Origin of the sequence: Methylobacterium sp. B1 (assembly GCF_000333255.1) — a bacterium.
GTDB classification, from domain to species: domain Bacteria; phylum Pseudomonadota; class Alphaproteobacteria; order Rhizobiales; family Beijerinckiaceae; genus Methylobacterium; species Methylobacterium fujisawaense.
The window spans coordinates 1-8,903 of record NZ_BACT01000897.1; the positions used below are offsets into that span (position 1 = coordinate 1).

The following is an 8,903-nucleotide window of genomic DNA, read 5'->3' on the forward strand; positions in this document are numbered from 1 at the left end:
CGTAGAAGTTGCGCTCCGGCGAGCCGGGGGGCGCCTCGCGGGCGGCCTGGAACCAGGGGTGCTGGTCGCTCGTGTGGTTGATCACGAGTTCGGTGATGACCCGCAGGCCCCGGGCGTGCGCCGCCTCCACGAAGGCCTTGAAGGCCTCCATGGTCCCGTAGGACGGGTTGATGTCCCGGTAATCGGCGATGTCGTAGCCGTCGTCGCGGAGCGGCGAGGGATAGAACGGCATCAGCCAGATCGCCGTGACGCCGAGATCGCGGACGTAGTCGAGGCGCTGGGTCAGGCCCTCGAAGTCGCCGATCCCGTCGTTGTTCGAGTCGAAGAACGACTTGACGTGGATCTGGTAGATGATGGCGTCACGGTACCATTGCGGGTCGCTGCGATCGATCATCGCGTCGCTGCCTCATCGGTCGAATCTGACGGGACCGGCGGTGGGAACCGGCCGGGAGCGGGCGGACGACCGCCGCGCGGGTGCAATGGTCGGCGACGGGAAGGCCCGCCGCCGGGGTCAGGTGCCACGGTCAGGTGCCACGGGTGGCCTCAGCCCGCAACCCGCCGCGGCGCCCGCAGGCGCCAGATGACGCAGGATCGCTCGGCCGGATCGAGGGCGATGCGGTGGGACTTGCCGCGCAACTCGAACGTGTAGCCCTGGAGCAGGTCCTCGACCTCGACGGCGCCGTCGTCGGGCAGGCCGAACAGCCAGAGCGGCACCTCGTAGGTGCATTCCTGGCGGTTCTTCGGGTCGAGGTTGACCATGGTGAAGATGCAGTTGTCGCGCTCCGGCGTCGCCTTGGCGTAGGCGATGATCTGGTCGTTGAAGGCCCCGGTGAAGACGACGTTGCGGAAATCCCAGAGGGCGGGGTTCTCGCGCCGGATCGTGTTCAGCTTGACGATGTGCTCGCGGATGTTGCCCGGCCGGTCGTAGTCCCAGGCCTTCAGCTCGTACTTTTCCGAGTTCAGGTACTCCTCCTTGCCCGGATACGGCGCGGCTTCGCACAGCTCGAAGCCGTTGTAGATGCCGTAGACCGACGACAGGGTCGCGGCCAGGGTTCCGCGGATGACGAAGCCGGCGCGTCCGCTGGTCTGAAGGAAGTAGGGATTGATGTCGGGCGTATTCGCAAAGAAATTCGGGCGGTAGTACTCGCCCATCTCGCCGGCCAGCTCCAGGGCGTAGTCGGTCAGCTCCTGCTTGGTGTTGCGCCACGTGAAGTAGGTGTAGCTCTGCTGGTAGCCGGCCTTGGCGAGCTTCTTCATCATCTTCGGCCGGGTGAAGGCCTCGGCGAGGAAGATCGCGTCCGGATAGCGCCCGTTGACCTCGCCGATCACCCATTCCCAGAACGGGATCGGCTTGGTGTGGGGGTTGTCGACCCGGAAGATGCGCACGCCCCGGGCGCACCAGCCGAGCAGGATGTCGCGCAGCTCGATCCACAGCCCGGGCAGGGCGCCGCCGTAGAAGTGGACGTTCGAGATGTCCTCGTACTTCTTCGGGGGGTTCTCGGCGAATTTTAGCGTGCCGTCGGGGCGCCACTCGAACCATTCCGGATGGTTCTTGATCCAGGGATGGTCGGGCGAGCACTGGATCGCGAAGTCGAGGGCGATCTCCATCCCGTAGGCGTGGCTCGCCGCGACCAGACGCTCGAAATCCTGAAGGGTGCCGAGGTCGGGATGCACGGCCTCGTGGCCGCCCTCCGCCGCGCCCACCGCGTAGACCGAGCCGACATCGCCGGGCTCGGCCGTGAGGGTGTTGTTCTTCCCCTTGCGGTTGGTCCGGCCCACGGGGTGGATCGGCGTGAAGTAGAGGACGTCGAAGCCGAGCTCGCGGATCTCGGGCAGGCGCCGGATGACGTCGTCGAAGGTGCCGTGGCGGTTCACGTCCATCGACTGGGAGCGCGGGAAGATCTCGTACCAGGCGGAGAACCGGGCCGCGAGGCGGTCGGCGATCACCGGCAGGGTCACGGGATAGCGGGTGAGGTTCACCCGCTCGGCGTTCCGGCGCACGAGACGCGACGCCTCGGGGTCGAGGATCCGGTCGAGCTGGACGGCCGAGCCGGTCTCCTCGGCGGCGAGCGCCGCCACGAGCGCGGCGAGGCGCTCGGCGTCGCGGCCGCCGCGGGTCCGGGCGAGCGACGCCGCGGTCCCGACCAGGGCCACGCCCTCGATCGTCTCCAGGCGGACATCGACGCCAGCGGCGCGCTTCTTCAGGGTGTCGCGCACCCAGGACGAGAAGGCGTCGCGCCACGCGATCAGGGTGAACTCGTAGCGGGCGTTGCGCTCCAGGGGGAAGTGTCCGGCCCAGCGGTCGTTGTCGACGAAGACCATCGGGTCCTCGCGCCACGCGTCGCTGCCGGCGACCCGCGACAGGATCGCGGCGTCGATGATCTCGTGGCCGTCGGAGAAGATGTCGGCCTCGACCCGCAGGGACTCGCCGACGATCCGCTTCACCGGCGAGCGGCCGCCGTCGAGCTCAGGGCTGACCGCCTCGATCACCACCCGCCCCTCCCCGTCCGGGGTGCCGCGCTCGGGGAGCCGGGCGACCTCCTGGGCGCTGGCCGCCAGGATGCGCAGCTCGCCCGGCATCAGGTCGATGGCGCTGCCGGGATGGAACGCGATCGGCTCGGCCTCCGGGGTCCGGTCGACGAAGGTGCCGAGCATGCCGCCGGTGCGGGCGATGAGCGACCCGGCCTCGACCGGCACCGGCTTGTCGGTCGGGTTGTAGAGCACGATCAGCCCGTGCCGGGCTGAGGCCGGGTGGCCGGTGTCGAAGCGGGCGAGCGCCACGCAGTCGCTGTCGGGGGACGAGATCCGGATCTGCGCGCCCTCGACATTGGCGGCGGGCAGCTCCGCCCGCAGGGCGTTGACCGCCCGGATGAAGCCGGAGATGTCGATGCCGGTCTCGTGCTCGCGGTCGCCCGGGGTGGTCTCGACCACGTGCAGCGCCCGGCGGTAGCCCCATTCGTAGCCGATCGGCATCAGCACGCCGGCCGAGAAGAAGGCGGCCAGCGCGTAGCGGGTGCGCAGATGGGCCGCCACCGCCTCAGGGCCGCCGCCGATCCCGGCGGCGAGCCGCGTCATGTCGTGGTTCTCCGGGAAGGCGATGGAGGGCGCCAGCACCCGCAGGCGCTCGTACTGCTCCAGGGCCCAGGGCTTCTTCAGGTCCCACCACGCGAAGGAGTTGAACAGGTAGTCGAAGCCGGCGCCCGCCGTGGCCCGGGCCTCCTCGAAGGTGCAGCCCAGGGTCTCGGCGGCGAAGAGACAGGCGGGATCGCGCCCCTTGGCCTCCCCGATCAGGACGCGCCAGGTCTCCGGCGGCACCTTGTAGGCCGCATCACAGCGGAAGCCCGCCACGCCGAGGTCCTGGAGCCGGGCCACGTAGGCGCCCCAGATCCGGGTCAGCTCATCCCGGGCAGCCGGCGTGTGGTAGTCGAGTTCGGCTAGGTCGCCCCAGACGGTGCGGATCGACGGATCGTCCGGATCCACCGCCGCCGGGTGCATGATCGAGCCGTCGGGCTCCTTCATGAACAGGTCGGGCCGCTCCGTGGCGAGGCGGGCGTTGTCGGCGGTGTGGTTGATCACGAGGTCGGTCATCACCGACAGGCCGAGGGCCTGCGCGGCCGCGCAGAAGCGCTGGATCTGCGCGTCGTCCGGCGTGCCGTCCGGGTCGCGGAACCGCTCGTCGAGCCGCTCGGGATCGGCCACCGCGTAGAGGCTCCGGGAGCCGCCGGTCTGGTGGAACGGGTTCAGGTAGATCCAGTCGAAGCCGAGCGCGGCGATCCGCGGCAGCTCGGCGGTCCAGTCCGCGACGCGCCCGACCAGGAGCGGGAACAGGTTGTAGATCCGCGGCCCCTCGGCCCGGGGCGCCAGCGCGGCCGGCAGGACGGCCTCGGCCCCGGTCGTCGCAGCGGCTTTGGTCGGTGCGTTCATGCTGGCTTCTGGCTCCCGTTCCTGTGTCGTAACGCCCGAACCGCCCGGGCGTGCCTTCGCGTGGGACGGCGGGGATTGTCAGGTCCGCGCCGTCCCCCTCTCAGCAGATTCGCATGACAGGACCGCGAGGGACCTGCCGACATGGTCTTCGTGGCAGGGACGGACCCGCGCACGCTCCCTCCCGCCGCTGCGGGGAAGGGTGGTCCCCGAAGTCCCGTGACGGGGGCGCGACGGTGCCGGAGAAGGCGGCGGCCTTCATGCCGGCTCCGCCCGTTTCGGAAGCCGGGTTCCCCGCTCCCGACCCGGCCTGACGGCCGGCCCACCCTCCCCCGCGGAGGGGGGAGGACGATCCACGGATCCGGCCGCTCCCCTCACGGCTCCCGCCGCAGCACCGCGTAGGGCAGATCCCGCAGGAGTTCGCCGAGGTCGGCCCCCTCCCCCGCCACGATCCGCCCCGAGGCGAGGTCGCGCCAGCGCGTCCCCGCCCCGAGATCGACCCGGGTCCCATTAAAGGCCTCACCCGGCCAGACCGCCTCCCCGACGAAGCCCGCCACCAGCCGCGGTACCGCCACGAACAGGTCGCCGCCCTCCTGGCCGGGATCGGTCCGACGGTAGGCGATCACGTGCCCGGCCCGCGCGCCGGTGGCCGGGACGGGTTCGTAGGCGGCGCTCGCGTAGAAGTCCGGTCGCTCGGCCCGCTCGGCCAGAAGCGCCGCGAGGGTCGCCTGCTTGACCCGCCCGTCCGGCCAGTGCGCCAGCAGCTCCGCGGGCACGCCGCCCTGGTCCAGCATCCGCCCCAGGGCCGGGTAGTCCACCGGGCGGCGGTTGTCGGGATCGACGAAGGAGAAGTCCCAGATCTCCGTGCCCTGGTAGGTGTCGGGCAGGCCCGGCAGGGTGCATTTCAGGACCGTCCGGCCGAGGCTCGCCAGCATGCCGAGATGGGCGAGCCGCCGGGCGAAGGGCCGGAGCTGCGCCAGGAAGTCCGAGCCCGGGGCGATCAGCGCGGTGAACAGCTTCTTGACCGCGCCCTCGTAGACCGCGTCGACATTGACCCAGCTCGACCGGCGCTTGCCCTCGCGCATGGCCTTCTCGCCGTAGGCGATCAGCCGGTCGCGGAAATCCTCGATCGCCCCGGCCTCGTCCCGCTCCAGCAGCTCCAGCGGCCAGGCGCCCAGAATGGCCTGGAAGAACATCCACTGGTCGTTGGCGTCGGGAGCCGGCTCGCCGTCGATGCGGGCGAGGTGCGGGCCGGCGGTGCGCTGCCACAGGTCCCAGGCCTTGGCCCATTCCTCCGGGATCTCCGAGAGGGCGAGCAGCCGCGTGCGGGCATCCTCGCCCCGCTTGGTGTCGTGGGTCGCCGTGGTGATCATGGCGCTCGGCCAGTCCCGGGCGCGGGCGATCTGGAGGTCGTGGAAGTGCTCCGCGTCGATCCCGTACTCGCCCGGATCGCCCCCGACCTCGTTGAGGCCGAGCAGGCACGCGTAGCGGTAGAACAGCGTGTCCTCCAGGCTCTTGGCCATGACCGGGCCGGTGAGCTGCTGGAACCGGCGGCGGAAGCGCAAGGCAACCCGCGGATCCGGCCGGCCCGCCCCGGCGGTCTCGATCCGGCCGAGCAGGACGTCGGCGGCGAAGTCGTGGACCGAGCGGTCCGGCAGGCTCGACCAGCGCTTGGCCTTGGCGACGGCGCCCTCGATCAGGCGCACGTCCTCGGGCTCGACCTCGCCCTCCTCCAGCTCCGGCGGCAGGTAGCTCCGGTAGGTCGGGAAGCGCGCGATGATCTCGATCAGCGCCCGGCGGAGCGCGTTGACGGTGAAGTCGCGGGTCCGCCGGTCGGAATCGGCGACCTCCTTGAGGTCGGTGGTCAGCACCTCCAGCTCGCTCGCGAAGCTGATCTCCAGGATCTCGGCCTTGGCGGCACGGAGCTGGAAGCCGTAGGGCTCGTCGAAGCCCGTGGCCCAGGTGTAGAGGCGCTCGACCTTGCCGCGCTTCCCCTTGTCGACCAGGATCCCGTCGAGCTGGTTGAGCACGTCGTAGCCCGTGGTCCCGGCCACCGGCCAGGGCCGCAGCCGCTCCCCGGGCTCCAGGATTTTCTCCACGACCACGTAGAAGCCCGGCCCGACCGCCGCCTGGAGCGCCCTTGCGTAGCCCAGCGGGTCGGCCAGCCCGTCGATATGGTCGATGCGCAAGCCGTCGATCCGGCCCTCGCGGATGTGCCGGAACACGGTTTCGTGCGAGCGGTGGAAGATGTCGGACAGCTCGACCCGCAGGCCGGCGAGCGAGTTCACGTCGAAGAAGCGGCGGTAGTTGATGTCGCTCGACGCCACCCGCCAATGGGCGAGCCGGTAGGCCTGCGCTTCCAGCAGCCGGTGCAGCGGCCCGAAACTGTCCGGGCGGCCCTTGAAGCCGTTGAGCAGGGCCAGCGTGCTGGCGGTGGCCTCCTGGATCAGCGGCGAGACGCCGTGGATCTCGGCGAGCCGGCGCTTCAGCCCCTCGGCCTCCTCGGGGAAGCCTTTGCGGCGGGTCTCGTCGGTGTCGATCGCCATGGCCCGCAGGCGCTCGGAGATGGCGAGCAGCTCCGCGGTGGTGTCGTCGTCCACCGCCCCGATGGCGGCGATCACCCGGTTGAGGATGGTCGGGTAGCTCAGCGGCCGGATCGGCAGCTGGTGCTCGTAGTGCCAGACGCTGAAGGCGCCCTTCTCGGGATCGAATTTGAGCACCAGGGTGCCCTGCTCCAGGGCCTCGCCGTAGCGCTCGCCCAGGAACGGGATCACGAGGTTGCGCCCGGCCCCGAGCCGCTGCCAGTCGATGTCGAAGGCGTCGGCGAAGGGCGAGAGCGAGCCCCATTCGAGCACCGAGAGCCACCACGGGTTGTCGGACCCGCCGACGCCCATGTGGTTCGGGACGATGTCGAGGAGCAGCTTGATCCCGTGGGCGTGGAGCGTCTCGGAGAGCTGGACGAAGCCCGCCTCGCCGCCGAGTTCCGGGTTGATCGCCCCGTGGTCGACGATGTCGTAGCCGTGGGTCGAGCCGGGCCGTGCCGTCTGGAGCGGCGAGGCGTAGACGTGGCTGATCCCGAGCCGGTGCAGGTAGGGGACGATCCGGCCGGCATCCGCGAAGGTGAAGTCCTTGTGGAACTGCAGCCGGTAGGTCGAGCGCGGCGGCGGCGCGGCGAGCCGCGCGGCCCCCGAGCGCGGGCCCCGTGCCTCCGCCGACAGGGCGGCTGCGAGCTTCGCCAGGGGCCCGCCGGGGGCGGCGATGTCCGCCAGCTCCCGGTCGAGCTTGCGCCGCCAGTTCGGGTAGCCCTCGGTGGAGCCCGGCACGTTGGCCTGGGCGAGTTCGGAGACCACGTCCTCGTACTGCACGGCGGTCAGCATCGAGGGCGCCCGGGCGAGGTAGCGGGCGGCGGCCTCGAAGGGCGCGGCATCCGGGGGCTCGGCCGAGGGGAGCAACTGCTCGCCGGCCAGCGCCTCGGCGAGGCGGCGGCGCTCGACGACGCGCTCGGCCCGCTCGCCCTCGGCCCGCTCCTGGTCGTAGAGGCCGAGCGACTGGCGGGTGTCGGTGTCGACCCCGCGCCACCAGCCCACGAAGGTCGGCAGGTCGTGGGTGGTGATGGCGGTGAGCGCGTCGCGCGGATAGGCCGACGGCGCCTTGAACTGTCCGTCGCCTTCCCGCTCGAAGGCGAGGATCCGGTAGCTCAGCACCCCGGCCCGCATCAGCGCGTCCGAGAAGCCCTCCGGGGCGGTGCCGAGATCCTCCGCGATGACGAGGCACTTGTTGCGGTGGCTCTCCAGCCGCAGCACCGCCAGCATCGGCTCGAACGGCATGGCCACGTAGGCCCCGGCCTGGGCGCCCGCGCCCAGCGGGATCAGGAACAGGCGGGCGAGCTGGAAGGCGTGGTCGATCCGGATCGCGCCGGCATGGCGCATGTTGGCCTGGACCAGGGTCCGGAAGGCGGCGAGCCCGTCGCGCTCCATCTCCAGCGGGTCGAAGGCCGGCAGGCCCCAGTTCTGGCCCTTGGGCGCCAGCAGATCCGGCGGCGCGCCGATCGACACCTTGTCGGCGAAGCGCTCGGGATGGGACCAGATCTCGGAGCCGCCCCGGTCGGCGCCGACCGCGAGGTCGCGGTACAGCCCGACCCGCATGCCGGCGCCCAGAGCCGCCGCGGAGGCCTCTTCGAGCTGCCGGTCGGCGAGGTATTGCAGCCAGGCGTGATAGCCGACCGCCTCGGCATGCTCCGCCGCGAAGGCCCGCACCGCCTCCGTGCCGGCCCGGCGGTACGCGTCCGCCCAGTCGCCCAGCCAATGCGCGCCCTGCCCCCGGAAATGTCCGACAGGGCCTCGAACAGGGCGTGGCAGGGCGACCTTTCCGGTATCGGTCGTCCAGAGCAGCGAGATGTAGTCGGGGCTGGTCAGGGCGGTGATGCCCGCCACCGCGAAGGGCAGGCAGGCGATGATCGAGGCGGAGGCCTTGGCCTCCATGCTCATCGCCTGGACCTTGCCGCGCATCTTGGCGCGGTCGCGCAGCACCGTGGACAGGTTGTTCAGCGCCTCCGACAGGTTGCCGCCCGACTGCTGCTGGATGTTGATCACGATGGCGAAGAAGTTCACCTCGGCGGTGGGCACCCGCTCGAACAGCCGCGTGCACGCCTCGCCGAGCGACAGGCCCATGGCCTGTGTCTCCACAACGGTCCGGAACTCGCTGCGCACCGGCTCCTCGGCCTCGCGCGAGACCATGCGGAAGCAGTCGCCCACCGGGATGCCGGTTCGGATGCCGCGGACCACCACGTCCACGGCGTTGGGCAGCTCCTTGTTGAACTTCGCGATGCGCTTGAGCCGCAGGTGGCGCAGCAGCCACGCCGGCAGGCCGAAGCCCCCCGCGAAAGCGGCCCCGAGCGCCCGGCACCAACGACGCCCCCGCCCTCGCCCAGGCCGATGTCGGCGTCGCGATGAACACCGGGACCGTGGCGGCCCGCGAGGCCG

Annotated in this window: 2 protein-coding genes and 2 pseudogenes; all 4 read right to left on the minus strand. The window is 71.3% G+C overall.

Going from position 1 to position 8,903, the window contains the following annotated elements; translation table 11 throughout:
• Positions 1–394: alpha-amylase family glycosyl hydrolase (locus tag I53_RS25545; protein ID WP_043356092.1), on the minus strand; the 394-nt coding region annotated here is incomplete at its 3' end.
• 149 nt (positions 395–543) lie between these two features.
• Positions 544–3,924 carry a maltotransferase domain-containing protein gene (locus I53_RS25550; protein ID WP_043356094.1) on the minus strand — a complete coding sequence of 1,127 codons (3,381 nt, stop codon included), beginning with the start codon at positions 3,922–3,924 and terminating at the stop codon, positions 544–546.
• Positions 3,925–4,295: 371 nt separating this feature from the next.
• Positions 4,296–8,275: pseudogene (gene treY, locus I53_RS25555) on the minus strand (malto-oligosyltrehalose synthase); the annotation flags it as partial.
• Positions 8,276–8,354: 79 nt separating this feature from the next.
• Positions 8,355–8,714 (minus strand): annotated as a pseudogene (locus I53_RS36245) (type II secretion system F family protein); the annotation flags it as partial.
• Between the last annotated feature and the right edge of the window lie 189 nt (positions 8,715–8,903).

Coding starts and splice junctions, on each gene's coding strand:
- I53_RS25550 (WP_043356094.1), bottom strand. CDS start 3,924: ATGAACGCACCGACCAAAGCCGCTGCGACGACCGGGGCCGAGGCCGTC.